Here is a 17,190-nt window from a genome sequence, read left to right as displayed (position 1 = left end):
CTCTAGGGGGGACTAGAACCAGCCGCCTGTGCGTTGGGCGGTCGCATATAGCCAGGGGGACGAGCAAAGCCCTTGACGTGCACAGTTCTGGTCGCATAGAGGTATCGGGGGTTCCGGTCGACCTCATTGCGTCGACCAACCCAGGTCAGCGGTGATTTGGATGATTTTGGGGCTATTTTGCCGATTTTGCGCTGACCTGCGTTGGTAAACCGGAGTAGGTCGACGGGAAGAGGTCGACGGGCCGAAAGAATTCGATACCGGCATTGATCATCAGTGGAACCCCAGCTTAGGCGTGAGAAAAGGGTGGGCTGGACGCAGCTAAACACACACAAAATGTCCCTTATCGCGACACGCCGTAAAAACACACAAAATGTCCCTTAAGCCTGGATGTCGTGGCGGAACGACGACTCGACGACACTTTTTCAAAATGTCGTGGAAATGTCGTGGCGACGTGAAAAAGGCCCTCCCCGATTCCTCGGAAAGGGCCTTTGACCTGGTGCGCCATGACGGGCTCGAACCGCCGACCTACTGGGTGTAAACCAGTTGCTCTTCCAGCTGAGCTAACGGCGCGCTGGGTAGAGACTTTAACAAAGCTTCTACCGATCGCAAAATTAACAACAAACAGGCAGGTAAACGCCTATTTTGGTACACCGGCGGAGCGGAGGCAGGAGCCTTGCCATTCGCCGAAGCGGTCGGCGGTGGTTTGGACCAGGCCGGCGAGTTGGGCGGATTCGGAGATGACGCCGGGTTGTACGCCGCCGGGCTTGGAGGCGCCTGGGGTCATGAGCCAGATGCGGGCGTTGTCGTCGAGGTTGCGGGAGCAGTCGACGAGGACGTCGACAAGGTCGCCGTCGTCTTCGCGGTACCAGAGCAGGATCATGTCGCAGAGGTCTTGTGCGTCTTCGTCGAGGAGTTGGTCGCCGATGCGGTCTTCGATCGCTTCGGAGATGGTTGCGTCGGCGTCGTCGTCCCAACCGATTTCTTGGACGATTTCGCCTTGATTGACCCCTAGTCGGTCAGCGTATGTATCGACACCGTTGGCGCCCAACGTTCTTATTCCTCCCAATGAGATGAGTGTTGTATGCAAATATGCCGTTTAGTTTACATCTGCGGGTTACACATTACCGGACAAATATGCGACGGCCTCCGGGGGCCCTCGAGTTTTGTGACGTTCAACGCAATTGGCTGAAACCACGTATCCTGTTTTGCAGGTTTTCATTCCCGCCTGTGCCTCGCTGGTTGCAGGCCCGAAACGTTAGGAGGACGTTCCTTGGCTGAACACAATAATGACTCCAACATCCCGTTGATCCGCGAGGGTGTCGCTTCGTATCTGCATGATACGGACCCGGAAGAGACCCAAGAATGGATTGACTCGTTTGATGGGATTCTGGACCAGTCCACGCCGGAGCGTGCTCGATTTTTGATGCTGCGCCTGTTGGAGCGGGCGTCGGCGAAGCGGGTGGATTTGCCTGCGTTGTCGTCGACGGATTTCGTGAATACGATTCCGACGAAGATGGAGCCGGAGTTCCCTGGTGATGAGCAGATTGAGAAGCGCTACCGCCGTTGGATGCGTTGGAACGCGGCGATCATGGTGCACCGCGCGCAGCGTCCGGGTGTGAAGGTTGGCGGCCATATTTCCTCGTATGCGTCGGCGGCGGCGTTGTATGAGGTTGGTTTTAATCACTTCTTCCACGGCAAGGACGCTGAGCAGGGCGGCGACCAGATTTTCTACCAGGGTCATGCTTCCCCGGGCATGTACGCGCGTGCGTTCCTGGAGGGTCGTCTGACTGAGGATGATCTGGATGGTTTCCGTCAGGAGCATTCGCGTCCGCAGGGTGGTCTGCCGTCGTACCCGCACCCACACGGTATGAAGGACTTCTGGGAGTTCCCGACGGTGTCGATGGGCTTGGGCCCAATGAACGCCATTTACCAGGCTCGCTTTAACAAGTACTTGCAGGATCGCGGTATTAAGGACACGGATCAGCAGCACGTGTGGGCGTTCCTCGGCGACGGCGAGATGGACGAGCCGGAGTCGCGCGGTCTACTGCACATGGCGTCGCTGTACGGCCTGGATAACTTGACCTTCGTGGTCAACTGCAACTTGCAGCGTCTCGACGGCCCCGTCCGCGGCAACGGCCAGATCATCCAGGAGCTGGAGGCCTTCTTCATTGGCGCTGGCTGGAATGTGATCAAGGTTGTGTGGGGCCGCGAGTGGGATGAGCTGCTGGAGAAGGACAAGGACGGTGCGCTGGTCCACGTCATGAATACCACTCCGGATGGTGATTACCAGACGTTTAAGGCCAATGATGGCGCGTTTGTGCGCGAGCACTTCTTCGGCCGCGACGAGCGGACGCTGAAGCTGGTCGAGGACATGTCGGATGAGGAGATCTGGGCGCTGCGCCGCGGCGGCCACGACTACCGCAAGATCTATGCGGCGTACAAGCGTGCGCTGGAGACCAAGGGCAAGCCGACGGTCATTTTGGCGCACACGATTAAGGGTTACGGCCTGGGCCACAACTTTGAGGGTCGTAACGCGACGCACCAGATGAAGAACCTCACGCTGGAGGACCTGAAGCGCTTCCGCGACAAGCAGGGCGTGCCGATCAGCGACGAGGAGCTGGAGAAGGATCCGTACCTGCCGCCGTACTACCACCCGGGCGAGGACGCGCCGGAGATCAAGTATTTGAAGGAGCGCCGCGAGGAGCTCGGCGGGTACCTGCCGGAGCGTCGTGTGAAGTTCACGCCGCTGGAGCAGCAGCAGGACTTCGAGAAGGCCTACAAGGCTATGTTCAAGGACTCGGGTAAGCAGGAAGTTGCCACGACGATGGCGCTGGTGCGTACGTTTAAGGCGTTGATGCGTGATAAGGAGATCGGGAAGCGAGTGGTGCCGATCATTCCGGATGAGGCGCGCACGTTCGGCCTGGACTCCTGGTTCCCTACCCTGAAGATTTACAACCCGCAGGGCCAGAACTACGTCCCGGTGGACCACGACTTGCAGCTGTCTTACCGTGAGGCGACGGACGGCCAGCTCCTGCACGAGGGCATCAACGAGGACGGTTCCTCGGCGTCCTTCATCGCGGCCGGTACGTCCTATGCGACGCACGGCGAGCCGATGATCCCGATGTACATCTTCTACTCGATGTTCGGTTTCCAGCGCACGGGCGACAACTTCTGGGCCGCTGGCGACCAGATGGCGCGCGGTTTCATCATCGGCGCGACTGCTGGCCGCACCACCCTGTTTGGTGAGGGCTTGCAGCATATGGATGGTCATTCGCCGATTTTGGCGTCGACAAATCCGGCGGTGGTCACCTACGATCCTGCCTTTGCGTACGAGATGCCGTACCTGATTTCCAAGGGCATCGAGCGCATGTACGGCGACGGCCACGGCGAGGACGTGATGTACTACATCACCGTCTACAACGAGCCGACGCACCAGCCGGCGCGCCCGGAGAACCTCGACGTTGAGGGCCTGCACAAGGGCATCTACCTGTTCGACGAAGGCGAGAAGCACGAGCACAACGTGTCGCTGCTTGCTTCCGGCATTGGTATGCAGCAGGCGCTTCGCGCGCAGAAGATCCTGCAGGAGGACTACAACGTGGGCGCCTCGGTGTACTCGGTGACGTCCTGGGTGGAGTGTGCGCGCGACGGTGCGCGTGTTGCCAACGAGCAGCTGCTGCACCCGGGTGAGGACGTCGGCGAGGCGTTCGTGACCCGTCAGCTGAAGCAGACGGAGGGCCCGTACGTTGCGACGTCCGACTTCGCCACGGACCTGCAGGAGCAGATCCGCCCGTACGTGCCGGGCCAGTACTTGGTGCTTGGCGCGGATGGGTTCGGTTTCTCGGATACGCGTGAGTCGGCACGCCGCTACTTCAACATTGACGCCGAGTCGATGGTGGTTGCGGCGCTGATGGGCCTGGCGAACGAGGGCAAGATCGAGATAGATGTTGCCGCGCAGGCCGCGAAGGACCTGAAGATCGACGACCCAACCGAAGCCTAAGGGCTAGCGCGGCAGGTACGGGGCGAGCGCCGGAATGTTCGGCGCCAACGCTGCGAACAGCGCCCCGACCACCGCGAGCGTAGAGAGCACCCCTAGCGTGATGACGAGCGCCCTCGAACCCGAGGAGCCGTTCGAGTCCGCTGGGGGTGTTTGTGGTTGCGCCGGTGCTGGTAGGTTGGGGCCGTCGTGGTTGAGCCGGAGGTCAGCGGTGCGGGCGGTGCCGTCTTCGAATGTGGCGCGGACCTCGACGGTCGAGGGGGTGCGGGCGGCGTCGGTGGCGGTGCCGCTGACGGTGCCGGTGACGGGGTCGATGGAGAGGTCCCACCCGGCTGGTGGATCGATGAGCTCGAACTTCGCGTCGGTTGGGAGCTCGACGCGATCGCGAAGGTTGAACGGCGTCGCTGTGAACGATGTGCCGTGGGCGACCTCGACTGGTTTGTAGACGGGTTCGTAGATCAGGCGCTGGTCGGCAACGAGCGAGACCGGCACGCTGATGTACTCCGTGGTCCCGTCTGGGTATTTCACACCGATGTCGAGTTTGCGGGTGTTTTCGCCGCGTTGGACGGTGGTACAACTCGGTGCGTAGAGCTGCCCGGCTTCGACTTGGTCGCAGTTGAAGAACTGGAGGCGCACGACAAGGGTCGTGTCGTTTTCGATCGTGGCAACGATGGGCACCCCTTGCGTTTCTCCCCCGCCGGCGACCCAGAACGTTGTCCCCTCCGGCGCCCCGGTCGGGGTGAAACGTGTGCTCTCTGTGTAGAGCTGTCCTGGGACCAGCGGTACGTAACGGGGCTCGGTGTGGAAGCTCGGCTGGTAGCGGTCAGCGTCCTTCACATCAGCAGCCACCGCGTGCGGGGCGCAGGCGATGGCGCTGGTGGTAGCAACGCCGACGGCGAGCAGTTTGTAATTCATGGGTTACTTCACGTCTTCGGTAATGCGTTGGATGAGTCGGTTGATGGCGGTGCTGACGGCGCCGGGGGCATCGAGAGGCGGCATGTGGCCGCTTTCAGGCAGCACCTGCATGTATGCGCGCGGCCAGATCTCGTGGAGTTTCGCGCTCTGGGACACCGGGGTGACGGCGTCGTGGTCGCCGACGAGGATGTAGCCGGGGATGGTGCCAAGCACCTCGCCGGCGTCGAGTTCCGAGTGGTGCAGCAGGTCCTCGAAGTAGCCTGCGTAGGTTTCCAGCGGGGTTTCGCGGATCATGGCGGCGTGGAACTGCACCAGCTGGTAGCTCATAGGCCGGAAGTAGAACCCGAGCGCGAGGACCGGGGTGAGCATGTCAGTGACGACTTGGCGCACGCCTTCCGCGAAGTGCGGGGTCACGGCGACGACGCCTTCGATGAAACGCCCGATCGGCCCGGCCAGGATCTGCGGCAGGCCCTGGACGGTGAATGGTTCGACCGCGCTGGAGATCTGCACTGAGCCGGCAAGGTTGAACTCGTGGTGGTAGCGCCGCATCATCGACAGAGAAATCGGGCCGCCGAGTGAGTGCCCGACCACGATGGCGGGGCCGCGCACGTTGCGCTCACGCATGACGGCAGCGACGTCGTCGGCGGCGGCGTCGATAGTTAAAAGCTCGGGGTCGACTTTGCCGGTCTGCCCGTGCCCGCGCAGGTCAAGCAACAGTTGGCGCACCCCGTGGCCTGCAACCGCTTCGGTTTGCAGGAAGAATTCCTCGGCGGCAATGTTGAAGCCGTGGACGTAGACGACGGTGACGGCATCCGGGTCCTCGGGGCCGAGTTCGTACCAGTGGATGTTGACGCGCTCTCCCCCGGCGTCGACTTCAAGGACGCCCTCACGGTCGGGCTTGAGCCCGTATTCGCCGTCGCCGGTGTGCAGCAGTTCGCGGGTTTCCACGAGCTGTCGGCGCGCTTTCGGCGTCAGCGATCGGAGGTAGGCAACTGTTTGCAGCATGCTTCCACCTTATTATGTGGGTATGGAACTCTCACAACGCTTAGATTTAAGCGCCCTCAAGCTTGACGACGCCCCCTCCGACCCGACCGCGAACACCGAGGATGCCTCCGCGTTCGCTCAGCTCACGCGCCTCATTGAGCGCGTGACCGGCGAGGACACTGAAGCGCTGGATCGGGAGACCACGCTGGATGGCGCCGGGGTGGCGTCGTTAGATCGTATTGAGCTTGCGGTGCGCATCGAGCAAGAGCTGGGCGTGCCGATTGATGAGGAGACCTACCGGCAGCACTCGACGCTGGGTGAGCTGTGCGCCTACATTGAAGGGCACGAGGACTACAAAGGAGCGTAGCGTGACTATTTCCTATCTCACCGACATGGACGGTGTGCTGCACAAGGAAGGGCAGATGATTCCTGGCGCGGACGCCTTCATTCAGCGCCTGCATGACGAATCGATTCCGTTTATGGTGCTGACGAACAACTCGATGCAAACCCCGCGGGACCTCTCGGCGAAGCTGGTCCGGATGGGCTTGCAGATTGAGCCGGAGCGGATTTGGACGTCCGCGACTGCCACGGCAACCTTCCTGTCGCAGCAGGTCGGCGAGGGCTCGGCATACGTGATTGGCGAGGCCGGGATGACCACGGCACTGCACGAGGCCGGGTGGATCCTGACGGACCAGGATCCGGACTTTGTGGTGCTGGGTGAGACGCGCACCTATTCGTTTGAGGCGATCACGACGGCCTGCAACCTGATTTTGAAGGGTGCGCGGTTCATCGGTACTAACCCAGATCTGACGGGCCCCGGCCCGAACGGCATTCTCCCGGCGACGGGCGCGGTGGCTGCGATGATTACGTCGGTGACTGGGATGGAGCCGTACTACGTGGGCAAGCCGAATCCGGTGATGATGCGCTCGGCGCTGAACAATATCGGCGCGCACTCGGAGCACACGGTCATGATTGGTGACCGGATGGATACGGACGTGAAGTCCGGCCTGGAGGCCGGCATGCGCACACTGCTGGTGCGCACGGGAATTTCGGATGACGCCGAGATCGCCCGCTACCCGTACCGGCCAACGAAGGTGATCGATTCCGTTGCCCAGCTTGTGGACGTCATCACCGATCCTTTCGGCGACGGCGCGTACAGCTAGCCCTATCCTGCCGCTTCGACGCTGGCGCTGAAGCCGTATTCGGCGGCTAGCGCCGCGAGCGCGTCCGCGAAGCTGCGCGTGACGTCCGGGGTCGCGCGGAAGGTTTCGCGGCACTGGTAGGTGCCAGTACTGTCCCGGCGCCAGCGGGTGAACCAGGCGTCGTCCCAGAGCGCTTCGGGGTTGACGGGCGCGTCCGGGAGCAGGAGCAGGAGTTCCTCGACGTGCATGCGCGCTGCGGCGGGCATGTCCTGGATGCTCATGACGGAGGTCGTCGGCGCGGCGCAGACAGAGCGCCACGTACGCGGAGCAACGAGTGTTGTTGTCATTGTGGGGACCCTTCTGTGTGTGACAGTGCGGCGCACGCGCCCGGTGACTAGTCGGTTCCGCGCCCGCTGACTAGGCGAGCACATCTTCGTGCGAGACGAGGTTCGTCTTCCCCAACGGCCTCTCGCATCACTTTGCATGACACGAGCCACACCGGGCAACCCTCAACAACTGGTTGATCCCCCTGTTTACTGAAGCTCTACTTGAGGGTCAGGAGCTACCTGGCTGCTACCCCAGCGCCCTGACGGCGTCGAGCACCATGGCCCAGAACCGCTCGGCGTCGAGCTTCGTGGCCACGGAGGTGTGGCAGTCGGCGGGCGCGGGGCTACGGAAGTCCGCCACGGTGCGGCCGGTGGTGAGCAGGCCCTGCGTCTCGACGTCCACCGGTACCTTGACCGTCTCCACCACAGTTGGGTCGATGAGGTAGGCGACGCAGCACGGGTCGTGGACTGGCGGGTCGTCGAACCCCTGGGCGTCCTGGTAATTCTTCCGGAACGCACCGAAGAGCCCCACGACGAAGTCGCCAACATTCGTGCCCAGCGCAGCGAACTGCTCCTCGACCTCTTTGGTTGCCAGCGCCTGATGCGTCAGGTCCAGGCCGACCATGACGACGGGCCACTGCTCGTTGAAGACGATATGGGCGGCTTCCGGGTCGACGATGATGTTGAACTCTGCGCTCGCAGTCCAGTTCCCAGCGCCGTAGGCTCCGCCCATCAGCACGACTTCTTTGACGCGCTCGACGATGCGCGGCTCGAGCCGGGCTGCAAGCGCGATGTTAGTCAACGGGCCGGTTGGTACCAGGGTGACGGTCCCGGCGGGCTCGCTCATGATCGTGTCGATGATGAACTGCACACCGTGCTTCTCCTGCACCGACAGCGCCGGCTCGGGAAGCTCGAAGCCGTGGATTTCCATGCCGGTGTCGCCATGGATGCCCTCGGCGGTTTCCACCTCGCGCAGGATCGGCCGGGTCGCACCCGCGTACAGCGGAACGTCCGTGAGCTTTGCGACGGTCAGCACCTGCGCCGCGTTACGCGTGACCTTCTCCAGCGTGTGGTTGCCACCGACGGTGGTCACGCCTAGGAGTTCAATGTTTGGGTTTCCGGCTGCGAGCAGGATGGCCACGGCGTCGTCGTGGCCTGGGTCGCAGTCGAGGATGATCTTGGTTGTCATTTACTGCACCTTCTTTCGTGCCGCGTCTTCTGCGGCGATCGTGTCCGGAAGCGATTCGGGGCGCGGGATGAGGAACGACGTGCAGAACGCGCCGATGAGCAGGACTGCGCCCGCGATCATGCCGGCGCGGTAGCCGCCGTTCTGGTCGGCGAACGTGGCCACCACCGCGAAGATCACGGTGAAGGAGATACCGGCGCCCAGGTTGAACGCGCCCGCGTTCAGGCCAGGCAGGTAGCCCTGGTTCGTCTTCGGCGCCAGCACCACGTGCAGCGACCCGAGCATGATGTTCGCGATACCCGCGTAGGTCACACCAGCGGCAACCGACAGCGCCAACAGCAGGCCCTTCGTCGGGTTGGACACCACGAACGTGCCGAAGACCACCGACAGGAACGCACCGGCGATACCGATCTGCAGCATGAGCTTGTAGCCCACCCGCCCGGCACAGAACCCGGCGATCGGGCCAAACACCAGGCCGGCCAGCGCGTACGGGGTCAGCGTCCACCAGGACACCACGCCCGCCGACATCCCCGGCCCGAACGTTTCGTCCTGGGCAAGGTTCGGGACCAGGCCGTTCATCACGGCGAAAATGCCGGTCATGGTCAGGGTGGTCGTCGTCAAGAGTGCCCACGTGCGCCGCTCCTTGAGCAGGTGCGGGGCGACGAGCGGGTGCTCCGTGGAGGACTCGATGCGCCAGAACACCACCAGCGCCACCGCGCCGACCGCGAGTAGGACAATGACCATGAACCAGTTCGCGGCTGCCAACGCACCGGCCTCGTTCAGCGCGGTCAGGATCGCGCCGACAGCCACGACCAGCGGGACCACACCCTTCCAGTCCATGGCGTAGCCGGCGTCGGACTTCGTCTCACGCACACCAAAGTGCACGGCGAACACCGCCACGACCGCGAAGGCGCCGATGACCCAGAACAGGGAACGGAAGCCGAAGGCGGCTGTGAGCCAGCCGCCCATGATGGCATCGATACCCGCGATACCACCGTTAATCGAGGTCAAGATGCCAATCAGCAGCGCGAACTGTTTCTCTTCGCGCACCTCCTGGCGCAGCATCACGGACGTCAGCGCGACCGTCGGCCCCGACACGCCCTGAATGACGCGCCCGATGAACAGCATGGTGACATTCGCCGCCAGCGCCGCAACCACCGAGCCAATCGCGGTGACCACCATCATGCCCACCAGCACTTTTCGACGCCCAATTAAATCTCCCCACCGCGGCATAAACAGGGAAAACAGGGCCGCAGCGGTAAAGAACGCGGTCTGCGTCAACCCGATCTGGGAAGTGGTGGCGTCGAGTTCGCGCTCCATCGTCGCCAGCGCGGGCGCCAGCATGGACGCGTTCAGCTGGAACGCGAAGACGGCGGTTAACAGGGCAAGCATGAGGGGCCAAACCTGGCCAGGCGGCAGGCGGTGGCCTGCTTCCGGGGGTGGCGTGTGTGTATCGTGCATGCCCCCGAGTCTAAAGCAGGGCGTTCCAGATGGCAGTGTTCGTTTCCTGCCACAAGGGCTTCGCCCACTCGCCGAACTGCTCGTCAGTGAGCGCGACCATGGCTTGGCCCTGCGCAACCCACAGATAGGTCCCCGCCATACCGAAATGCCCCACCGTGTCGGCCGGCATGGTGTCCCCCGTCCAATGGGGGGACTTCTCCCCCTTAATCTCAAATCCGAGGCCCCACGGGCATGGCTTTTGCATCCCGTAGCCGGGCACTACCCCACGCAAATCCCCGAACTGGTTGCGGAACGCCCCCGCGACGGTGTCCGGGTGCAGCAGCGTGGGCTGCAGCAGTTCCGCGGCGAACTTGCTCAAGTCTGCGACGCTCGCGCGCGCCCCGTGGCCCGCGGAGCCTTCCAGCACCGCCGTCTCCATCCCGAGCGGCGCAAAGACCCCCTCGCGCAGGTACTCCGGAAATGCGATGCCGGTGGTTTCCTCCACGAAGTCCGCAAGAATTTCGTAGCCCGCCGAGGAGTAAATCCGCCGCTCCCCGACCGGCTTTTGTAGGCGCCTGCTATCAAAACCAACACCGCTCGCGTGCGACAGCAGGTGACGCACCGTGGATCCATCCGGCCCGCACGCAGTGTCCAGGTCGAAGGCGCCTTCCTCCACCGCCAGCAGCACCCCGTACGCGGCCAGCAGCTTGGTCACGCTCGCCAGCTCAAACACACGGTGCTGGTCCCCGTAGGTTTCCCCATGCGTACCGACGAGCGCCGCCGCGCAGTGCTTCACCGGCCAGGACGCAAGGTGCTCTTCTAAAATCATGCCCACATGATAGCTACTTGCGCACCCACTCGACGCGCACGTCGTAGTCCTGCATCGCGGTGCCCTGCTTGAGCGCCTCCGCGTGCGATGTCATGAGTTCCTCCACGCGCGTGTGCGCACGATCCAGCAGCCCCTCCTTGACCGCGCGGTCCGCCGCACGCGTCTTCTCCTCGGCGAGGAAGCCGGTGACGTCCTCCACCTTGACCTGGTTGAGCGGGTTCATCGACTGCTTGTACACCTGCACGCTCGTATCGTCGATCTCCGAGGAGGTCACGCTCACCTCCGGGACTCGCACCGTGATGGTCTGGGCGGCGTCGTCAATGTTGACGCCGATCGCCTCGACGTCCGCGATGCCCGCCTTGACGGTCCCGCTGTAGCTCAGCAAGAAGTTGCGCCCGGTCAGCGGCACTTTCACACCCGCGAGCTCAAGGCCCTTGTTGTCGTAGCTGCCCACGTTCGAGTACGCATACTCCTCAACAGAGAGCTCCCCTACCTGCCTAAACGACGCCCCTATCGACGCCTCACTGATCTCCTCCCGACCGACCTGCAGGCCGTTCGGGACCACAAACTTCAACACCGCAAACGCGGTGACCAACGCAATCACCAGCGCAGTAAGCACCAGCGCGCCTACTCGAAATCCTCTTTTTTCCACGCTGCAAGACTACAGCGGCACGTTACCGCCCGATCTCATCGGGGGCACAGACCCGGATCTTGTCAACAAACTGCTGTGGCGCACCGCGGCCTCGCAGCGCGTCACCGTTGTAGCACGCGGAGTTCAGCCCGCGCTTCGACGTCCCATCCGGCAGCAGCGCCACCCAGCGATCCCCCTTGCGCTCAAACGGCACAATCCAATCCGACTGCTTCTGCCCCGCCACGGCCCACTGACCCTCGCAGTACAGCACAGTCGTCCCGGTCACGCCTGGCCAGCCCGGCATCGCCGCATCAAAGGCCTGCGGAGAGCACTTATTTATCGACGCCCCTCCGAAGCCCAACGCCGCCAACCCCGGCACCGTCGACGACAACCCCGTCAGCCCAGCAACCACCTTCGGGTCCACGTTCGGGATCAACCCCTGCGACACCGCGAACGCAGCGCCCGCACCAACAGCGGCCAGGACACCAAGCGTGATCCCCGCAATTGCAGCCGGGCTCAGTTCCTCGCCGTCGGAGCTGCCGGAGCTACCGTCCTTCGTTGTCGTCTGCTGCGCCCCTTGCGTATTCTCCCCCGCCGAGTTCTCCTCCGACCACGCGACAGGCGCCTGGACGGCCGTCACGGACACAGCCGAAGCTACAGTGAGTGCAAGCAGTGAGTGTTTCATAGCGACTACCCTACAACCGCCCACTGTTCATGTCCACGAAACATGCCTTGAACTGGCGATTTTTCAAAATCCAACATCCGGGTTAAAGTATTGCTCGTTGCTTTCAAGCACGTATTCCTCCATAGCTCAGTTGGCAGAGCATTCGACTGTTAATCGAAGGGTCACTGGTTCGAGCCCAGTTGGAGGAGCAACTACAACCCGAGGCGTTCGTCTCGGGTTTTCGCGTTTCCGGCTACCATTATTACTTAAGTGACATTTTTATAGGGAAACACTCCGTTTTATGGTTGAATTACTTTCAACATGTGTCACCACAACAACACGGAATGAAAACAGCTTAGGAAGGAAGAGGTGCATGGACGATGAGCTCCAAAACGACCGCAGCCATGAATCGAGCCCATCGTCGGGGGGTCGATCTGATGGAGACCAATCCCCGGCCACTCCGCAACGCAAGACGAATCAAAGCCAACGATCCGCGGGTGACAATTTACAACGGGTGGAAAACGACGTTCAACGCAATGGAGAACAGTATTCAGAAGTTGGCGACAACGAAATAGTTGACGCTGAGATTGTTGAGGCCGTATCTCAAAGGCTCAGCGCCTACCTATGGAGTGCGCCTGCTCCATCACCGGAAACCTTAGAAGCATACAACCGGATTGATCCCACTTTTGCCGATCGTGCAATGCGTATGGCCGAGCAAAGCGTGCAGGCATCCAACAACGAAAAGGAGTGGCTGGCGAAGGGAGACGTCGAGTCGCTGAAACGAGGACAACTGCTGAGCTTTTTCATGTTTTCCTCTTGTATCGCTGCGTCGCTCGCAGTTCATTTTATTGGTCATTCCGAATTCCTTGCGGGCCTTTTCCTAGCACCACCCCTCATGCAGTTCATGAGCAAGTTCGTCAGAACTGTACGCCACGTCGAAGACGACAAAATCGACTAGGCAGGCTTGGCCCGGTATCGTCCCCACCTCAACCGCCCAAATATCGCTCTCCCTGGAAGGCCCCACCCACGTAGCTGACAAGCAAGGCTCGTTTCCGCAGGAGTCGCTCGTGATGAACCCGTTTGATGCGGCATAGTTCCTGGGCAATGAGTTACAGCCCACCAATAGATATCCAAATTGGGCCCCCGAGGAATGGTTTGATGACTTCCGCTACACCAACCACACAGTCGAATTGCTTTACGAAGACATTCGCGGTTTTCCCATCAGAGCCCCAAAAATGGATATTAAACTCGCTTCAATCCATCAGCTGTATTCAGCTGTTTTCCCACTACGAGGGTTAGGAACACATGCATCGGCTAACCCAGAGCTTGCGATGACTACACGGCAAGAACCTGTATAACTCCAATTCGCGATCGCGCCAGCTCAGATGCCGGTATCTAGCAAACACACAGCTCTTCAAAACCTGAGTCCGCAACGGAGAGCCCTAGCGGATGCAGTACTTCATCCGGAACAGCCATCGCCCGCTCCCGTCGACCTACTCCGGTTGACCAACACAGGTCAGCGCAAAATCCGCAGAATAGCCACCAAATCATCGAAACCACCGCGCTGAACTGCGTTGATGGACGCTAGAAGATCGACCGGAATGATTGGGCATGCTCGCAAGTTATTGATCCCTGTTTTCTGCCGTACCGAGCATTTCTTGCCCTAATCGAAACATCCCAATTCAGTTTTTTCACATGACCATGGCATCCTTTACACATGAAGAAAACAACTGCACTGGGCCTGGCGTGCGCGCTCACGCTGAGTGCTCCCAACACCGCTCTGGCTGAGCCAACGACACCAGCTGAAGCAACTACAACAGCAACTGCTACGCCTAGCACCGAAACCACAGGGCCTACGGCTACAACCACCCCAGAAGACGATTTGGAATTAACCCCCGGCATGGTGGCCACAGCCGCAGTTTTTACCGTGCTCTTCTATGGAGGCATCGGCCTTGGCATCACGCACTGGGCTGTGCAGCACCGCCTGATTCAGAATCCGCTCCCGGGCATTCTCCCTAATCCACCAGCAAGGAAGCCCGCGCCGAAGCCAGCACCACGCCCAGTGCACAAGCCTGCGCCGAAGCCCACCCCGGCACCGAAGCCAGCGCCCCGCCCTGCCCCGGCTCCAGCACCGGCGCCGAAACCTGCCCCACAGCCAGCACCTGCACGTAGCGGCAAGCTGCCAGCGAATGGTTATTACGCCAATTGCGCCGCCGCGCGCAGTGCGGGAGTAGCTCCGATCTATAGCCACGAACCTGGATACCGCTCGAAGCTCGACCGTGACGGTGACGGTGTCGCCTGCGAGTAACCCTCTGCAAACGGCTTTAACTAAGCCAGACCCTATGAGGAAGAGTGACAGGACCTTGGCTTCCGACCGTCCTGCCACTCTCCATTATTTGCGTCCTTAACCGGCGTTACACCAGATTTCGCTTCTACTCGAACGACAAGCGCCCGCAGCAAAAGCAATTCTGTTCACAAAATCCCGAGTCAGCTTTCGACGACACCTTCCACCCCACCGCGCCCACCGCACCCACCGCTTCCCACCACTCCCATCCCAACCAAGACCAGACCGTCCCCGCTATACTGCTTCAAATGTCCAGAAGTTCGCATCGTGTCACGCTCGCGGATATCGCGAAGCATCTCGGCGTCTCCACGGCCACGGTGAGCCTCGCGCTCAATGGCAAGCCCGGCTCACGCATCCCAGAGGAGACGGCGTGGAAGGTCCGGGAGGCGGCCCGCGAGCTGGGCTACCGCCCAAACACCTTGGCGCGGGCGCTCAAGACTGGACGCACACACACGATTGGTTTCCTCTCCGACGAGGTCACGACTACCCGTTTCGCGTCCCCGATGATCACGGGCATCGTGGACGAGGCTGAGCAGCTGAGCCACGCGGTGATGATGGCGGAGACTGGCCACCGTTCGGATCGGTTTGCTCCGGCGTTGCGTACGTTGGAGTCGCGGAACGTGGATGGCGTGGTGGTCGGGCTAATGGCGTCGCGCGAACTCGACCTGCCAAAGACAAACTTGCCGCTCGTGATCTGCAACGGACAAGCGGGTGATCTTCCTGCGATTTTGCCGGATGACTATGCGGCGGGCCGGGACGCGATTGACTATTTGGTGGCGCGGGGGCACCGTTCGATTGCGTTGATCGGCAGGTTCCCAGAGGCCGCGACGCCTTCGTTCAGCATCAGCGAGCGCATGCGCGGTATCGACGCCGCCCTGGCCCATCACGGGATCCGTCTGCACGCGGAGGGCTACGCGTCGGTGTGGGAGCCGGCGTCGGGGTATGCGCGGATGTCGGAGATTCTTAACGACGATCCCGCAAACTACCCCACCGCGGTCCTGGCGGCGAACGATCGTTTGGCGTTGGGCGTGTATCAGGCGATGCAGGACGCGGGGCTGGATGTGGCGTCGACAATTTCGGTGTTGTCCTTTGATGATGAGGATTTGGCGGGGCTGGTGCGGCCGGGGTTGACGACGTTCCGGCTGCCGTATCAGGAGATGGGTGCGCGGGCGGCGAGCATGTTGGTTGAGCTTCTGTCCGGCGGACAGCCCGAAGCCGAGAATCCCACATTGCTCCCCCTGAAAGTGGTTGAGCGTGGGAGCGTTTCCCAAGCTCGCTAAATCGTTTTAGCAACTTCCCCACCTTTCGCACACCCCCGACATACTATGTGCTTAAAGGTTTAAGCAGGGTCGCTGCAAGGACCAAGAACGAGAAGCGCACCACGCGCACCTGCACATATCCCTGCGAAGCCATTGTCGTGCCCGGCTATCCCCGGGCCTCACAGAAAGGACATTCGGCGATGGAGATGCTTCGATCGCAGTTTTCAAACCCCGCGTACCGCTTCGGTTCCGCCACGATTTTCCTGTTCTTCGCAGCGTGGGGAATCTGGTGGTCCTTCTACCAAATCTGGCTCACGTCTGAGGCTGGCGGTCTGCAGCTCAACGGCGCGCAGGTAGGTACCGTGTACGCCATCCAGGGCGCGATCACGATGGCGCTGATGCTGGTGTACGGCGTGCTTCAGGACAAGCTGGACCTGAAGCGCCCGCTGACCATTTTCATCGGCGCGAGCGCAACCCTCATCGGGCCGTTCACGCAGTTCATTTACCACCCGTTGCTGCGCGACCACTTCATCGTCGGCGCAATCCTGGGTAGCGTGGTGCTCTCGGCCGGGTTCGTGGCTGGCGCCGGGCTGATGGAGGCGTTCGTGGAGAGGATGGCAAACCGCACCGGCTTCGAGTACGGCCAGGCCCGCATGTGGGGTTCGTTTGCCTACGCGATCGTCGCGTTGCTTGCGGGTATCTTCTTCACCATTAACCCAATGCTGAACTTCTGGATCGGTTCCGCGCTCGGCGCGCTGCTGCTGTGCACGCAGCTGTTCTGGCACCCGAAGGGCACGGCGCAGGAGGCTTCGATTGAGGAGGTCACGGCGAAGACCCCGCCGGTCTCCGAGATGCTTGGCCTGCTCAAGGACAGCCATGTGTGGAAGGTCATCGTGATTGTGTTGCTGTCCTGGACGTTCTACACCGTGTTTGACCAGCAGATGCTCCCGGACTTCTACACGTCCCTGTTTAGTTCGCCGGAGGTCGGCCAGCGTGCGTACGGCACGTTGAACTCGGTGCAGGTCTTCCTTGAGGCAATCATGATGGGCCTCATCCCGCTGTTGATGCGCAAGGTGGGCGCCCGCAATACGTTGCTGCTGGGTATCGGCGTCATGTTCGTCCGTATCTTCCTGTGCGCGGCGTTCGGAGGCCCGGTGTTGATCAGTATTGCGAAGATGCTGCACGCGTTTGAGGTTCCGCTGTGCATCCTGGCTATCTTCAAGTACTTCGCTATCCACTTCAACAAGGCACTCTCCGCGACCCTGTACCTGGTGGCATTCCAGCTGACTGCGCAGCTCGGCAACGTGATTCTGTCGACCCCGCTGGGCTCGCTCCGTGACCAGATTGGTTACCAGCCAACGTTCTTCGTCATCTCCGGCGTGGTCTTCGTCGCTGGCCTCATTGCGGTCTTCGCGCTCAAGCGCGACGACGAAGCCGTGGTCAATCCCGAAGAAATCCCAAATCGCTAACCCGCAA

16 protein-coding genes and 2 tRNA genes are annotated in these 17,190 nt (G+C 61.6%); 8 read left to right on the top strand and 10 right to left on the bottom strand.

Translation table 11 applies throughout. The features are described 5' to 3' along the window. Nucleotides 1–494: 494 nt before the first annotated feature. Together KBX13_RS04515 and KBX13_RS04510 are read right to left on the bottom strand one after the other, a co-directional pair. Nucleotides 495–570: transfer RNA gene (locus KBX13_RS04515), tRNA-Val, on the bottom strand. A 67-nt stretch (nt 571–637) separates the two neighbouring features. After that, nucleotides 638–1,066, bottom strand: a complete 429-nt coding sequence (locus KBX13_RS04510) for a DUF3052 domain-containing protein (protein ID WP_070362150.1) — start codon at nt 1,064–1,066, stop codon at nt 638–640. A 204-nt stretch (nt 1,067–1,270) separates the two neighbouring features. On the opposite strand from KBX13_RS04510, the gene aceE reads away from it, so the two are divergent. Continuing rightward, entirely contained in the window at nt 1,271–3,997 is a 2,727-nt protein-coding gene (gene aceE, locus KBX13_RS04505; protein ID WP_256020927.1) for a pyruvate dehydrogenase (acetyl-transferring), homodimeric type, read from the top strand. 3 nt (nt 3,998–4,000) lie between these two features. Here aceE and KBX13_RS04500 read toward each other — a convergent pair whose 3' ends face one another. Together KBX13_RS04500 and KBX13_RS04495 are read right to left on the bottom strand one after the other, a co-directional pair. After that, a complete protein-coding gene (locus KBX13_RS04500) occupies nt 4,001–4,909 on the bottom strand; it encodes a Rib/alpha-like domain-containing protein (protein WP_256020926.1) in 909 nt (302 codons plus the stop codon). A gap of 3 nt (nt 4,910–4,912) precedes the next feature. Next, nucleotides 4,913–5,914: an alpha/beta fold hydrolase gene (locus KBX13_RS04495; RefSeq protein ID WP_256020923.1), complete on the bottom strand. Its 1,002-nt coding sequence runs from the start codon at nt 5,912–5,914 to the stop codon at nt 4,913–4,915. Nucleotides 5,915–5,936: 22 nt separating this feature from the next. Here KBX13_RS04495 and KBX13_RS04490 point away from each other — a divergent pair, with 22 nt between their 5' ends. Then, on the top strand, nt 5,937–6,260 hold the full coding sequence (locus KBX13_RS04490) for an acyl carrier protein (RefSeq protein ID WP_071568086.1): 324 nt from the start codon (nt 5,937–5,939) through the stop codon (nt 6,258–6,260). Nucleotide 6,261: 1 nt separating this feature from the next. Further along, on the top strand, nt 6,262–7,056 hold the full coding sequence (locus KBX13_RS04485) for an HAD-IIA family hydrolase (protein WP_255365820.1): 795 nt from the start codon (nt 6,262–6,264) through the stop codon (nt 7,054–7,056). Between the two features lie 2 nt (nt 7,057–7,058). On the opposite strand, the gene KBX13_RS04480 is transcribed toward KBX13_RS04485, so the two are convergent. The 6 genes from KBX13_RS04480 to KBX13_RS04455 all read right to left on the bottom strand — a co-directional run bounded on the left by KBX13_RS04480 (nt 7,059) and on the right by KBX13_RS04455 (nt 12,132). After that, entirely contained in the window at nt 7,059–7,382 is a 324-nt protein-coding gene (locus KBX13_RS04480) for a hypothetical protein (RefSeq protein ID WP_071573470.1), read from the bottom strand. A 226-nt stretch (nt 7,383–7,608) separates the two neighbouring features. Continuing rightward, a complete protein-coding gene (locus KBX13_RS04475; RefSeq protein ID WP_070975101.1) occupies nt 7,609–8,550 on the bottom strand; it encodes a nucleoside hydrolase in 942 nt (313 codons plus the stop codon). Next, nucleotides 8,551–10,008 carry an MFS transporter gene (locus tag KBX13_RS04470; RefSeq protein WP_070975102.1) on the bottom strand — a complete coding sequence of 486 codons (1,458 nt, stop codon included), beginning with the start codon at nt 10,006–10,008 and terminating at the stop codon, nt 8,551–8,553. Nucleotides 10,009–10,018: 10 nt separating this feature from the next. Further along, nucleotides 10,019–10,816 carry a serine hydrolase gene (locus tag KBX13_RS04465; protein ID WP_256020920.1) on the bottom strand — a complete coding sequence of 266 codons (798 nt, stop codon included), beginning with the start codon at nt 10,814–10,816 and terminating at the stop codon, nt 10,019–10,021. Nucleotides 10,817–10,829: 13 nt separating this feature from the next. Beyond that, a complete protein-coding gene (locus tag KBX13_RS04460) occupies nt 10,830–11,468 on the bottom strand; it encodes a DUF4230 domain-containing protein (RefSeq protein WP_256020918.1) in 639 nt (212 codons plus the stop codon). A gap of 22 nt (nt 11,469–11,490) precedes the next feature. After that, entirely contained in the window at nt 11,491–12,132 is a 642-nt protein-coding gene (locus KBX13_RS04455) for a hypothetical protein (RefSeq protein ID WP_256020917.1), read from the bottom strand. A gap of 115 nt (nt 12,133–12,247) precedes the next feature. On the opposite strand from KBX13_RS04455, the gene KBX13_RS04450 reads away from it, so the two are divergent. The 5 genes from KBX13_RS04450 (at nt 12,248) to KBX13_RS04430 (ending at nt 17,183) form a co-directional block, all read left to right on the top strand. After that, nucleotides 12,248–12,320 (top strand) — tRNA-Asn (locus tag KBX13_RS04450). A gap of 164 nt (nt 12,321–12,484) precedes the next feature. Next, nucleotides 12,485–13,069 carry a DUF2335 domain-containing protein gene (locus KBX13_RS04445; RefSeq protein WP_256020915.1) on the top strand — a complete coding sequence of 195 codons (585 nt, stop codon included), beginning with the start codon at nt 12,485–12,487 and terminating at the stop codon, nt 13,067–13,069. A gap of 759 nt (nt 13,070–13,828) precedes the next feature. Then, nucleotides 13,829–14,419 (top strand): excalibur calcium-binding domain-containing protein, encoded by a 591-nt coding sequence (locus KBX13_RS04440; protein ID WP_256020914.1) that lies wholly within the window; start codon nt 13,829–13,831, stop codon nt 14,417–14,419. A 284-nt stretch (nt 14,420–14,703) separates the two neighbouring features. Then, the gene (locus KBX13_RS04435) at nt 14,704–15,735 is read left to right on the top strand and encodes a LacI family DNA-binding transcriptional regulator (protein WP_256020912.1); all 1,032 of its coding nucleotides are present in this window, start codon (nt 14,704–14,706) and stop codon (nt 15,733–15,735) included. A gap of 179 nt (nt 15,736–15,914) precedes the next feature. Continuing rightward, complete coding sequence (locus KBX13_RS04430; RefSeq protein ID WP_256020911.1) at nt 15,915–17,183, top strand: oligosaccharide MFS transporter; 1,269 nt, start codon at nt 15,915–15,917, stop codon at nt 17,181–17,183. Nucleotides 17,184–17,190 lie beyond the last annotated feature (7 nt).

The organism is Corynebacterium sp. CCUG 51687 (assembly GCF_024453995.1).
Taxonomy (GTDB): Bacteria; Actinomycetota; Actinomycetes; order Mycobacteriales; family Mycobacteriaceae; genus Corynebacterium; species Corynebacterium pseudogenitalium.
The sequence above is the reverse complement of the archived record's forward strand: the minus strand, read 5'-3'. Positions and strand labels throughout refer to the sequence as shown.